Source organism: Pseudomonas shirazensis (assembly GCF_014268785.2).
GTDB lineage: Bacteria > Pseudomonadota > Gammaproteobacteria > Pseudomonadales > Pseudomonadaceae > Aquipseudomonas > Aquipseudomonas shirazensis.
The window spans coordinates 1-1,642 of record NZ_JABWRD020000009.1; the positions used below are offsets into that span (position 1 = coordinate 1).

A 1,642-nucleotide genomic window follows, 5' to 3' on the forward strand; every position below is an offset into this window, starting at 1 on the left:
AGCAGTGCTGACGTCATCCTGCACATGCTTTTCCAGGCGGCCGAAGCGGTCGTACTCGTAGCGGTGGTCGCTGCCGTGGCTGTCGACGAGGCCCTGGCGCAGGCCGTTGAGGGTGTGGCGCCAGGTGGTGGTGTGTGCCTTGCCATCGACGCTCCAGGTGTCCTCGAGCGCTTTGCCGGAGGGGCTGTAGGCCATGGCCAGCGTGCCGAGCGGGCCGCTGCTGGAAGCGGGCAGGGCGAGGTCGGGGTGGAAGGTGAAGGCGTTGGCGGGCTCGCCTGCGGGGGCGATGCTCAGCAGCTGATTGTCGAGGGCCGGTTCGTAGGTGAAGGCAACGCGCTTGCCGTCGGCCAGCACGTTGGCCTCGGGGGGCAATTGGCCGGGTTTGTAGTCGAAGCCGGTGGTGCGCCTGCCGACCGTGACGGTTAGCTGGCGGCCCAGACCGTCGAAAGTTTGAGTGGCCAAACACTGAAGGGGCTTAGTGTTGGTGATGGTAGGCATAGTCCATTCCCCCTTCCCTATCGTGGTAAAAACGTTCTCCATTGCGCATATCCAAGATTCTGGTTAGGCGCAGGGAACGGGGTGATTCCGATCGTGCTTGAGTTCTGATAGAGCGCATTACTGTTTTGAAAGTTTTTAGTAAATTTAAGGGGCTTGTTGAGGTCGTCAATGGAGGGGACGAGAACGACGTCATCAAACGCTTTCACTGGACGTCTCAGGACGTTGGCCACTTTCTGGGCAGCCCCTGAGTTCGCTCCATGACAGGCGATGAGCACGATCGGCTTGTCTGGGTCAGCTAGATAATCCGGCATTGAGTTGAGCCTCGTGGCGATATCATCGCGCGCTACCTTGGCCGCTTTCTGTAGCTTTCCGGAACTGTTCACCAAACCTCCCAGCTTGCTTCCGTCGGTTTGAAATGCCGCTTCGGACGTGCCGAAAAGATTTCGATGGAACGCGACGTCTACGTTTTTGGGGTTGGGATTTTTCCAGAGAGTATCGGAGTTACCTATTGTCCGGATGGGCGCTTTAGGTGCAGAAGTTTTCGTGACTGCCCGGCCAGCGCTGCGAGCCAGTGCACCCGCTGCTTTCGGTGCGATCTCCAGGGCAGAGCCCACCAGGCCCGTGCCGAGCGATACCCAGCCCAGAATGCTCGCGGCCTTCTGGTCATGCCCGGTGGCTTCCAGCACCGTCGACGCCAGCCCCGTCCCCAGGGAGATGGCGCCCAGGGTCGCGGCGCCAATGGCGGCGGCCCCGCTCGCCGTGAGAGCGCCGATACCGCCGGCGGCGATGGCCGTGACAGCGGGTGCGGCGGCACCGAAGCTGGCGACGACGGCGACCGCGCCAAGCACCAGGCCAATCCCGGCGACCAGCCAGTTCCACCAGGCGTGGCCGTCCGGGTCGATGCGGTTGACGGGGTCGCCGCCGCAGTAGGTATAGGGGTTCAGGCCACCACGGCCGAACGGGCTCTCGCTGTCGGGGCTGAGGAAGCCCATGACGATGGGGTCATAGGGCCGGTAGCCGCCGGGGATATACCAGCCGGTCAACGGCTCGCGGCGTTCGCCGGCATAGCCATAGGGGCCGTTTGCGGGGTCCTCGGGCTCGGCGCCGTGGGCGGTGTAGTGGCGGCTGCGTACACTGTTGTCGG

2 protein-coding genes are annotated in these 1,642 nt (G+C 63.4%); both read right to left on the minus strand.

Annotated elements, in window-relative coordinates; translation table 11 throughout:
- On the minus strand, nucleotides 1–498 hold a 498-nt coding region (locus tag HU736_RS21645), incomplete at its 3' end, for a hypothetical protein (protein WP_217862400.1).
- Between the two features lie 17 nt (nucleotides 499–515).
- On the minus strand, nucleotides 516–1,642 hold a 1,127-nt coding region (locus HU736_RS21650), incomplete at its 5' end, for an RHS repeat-associated core domain-containing protein (protein WP_217862401.1).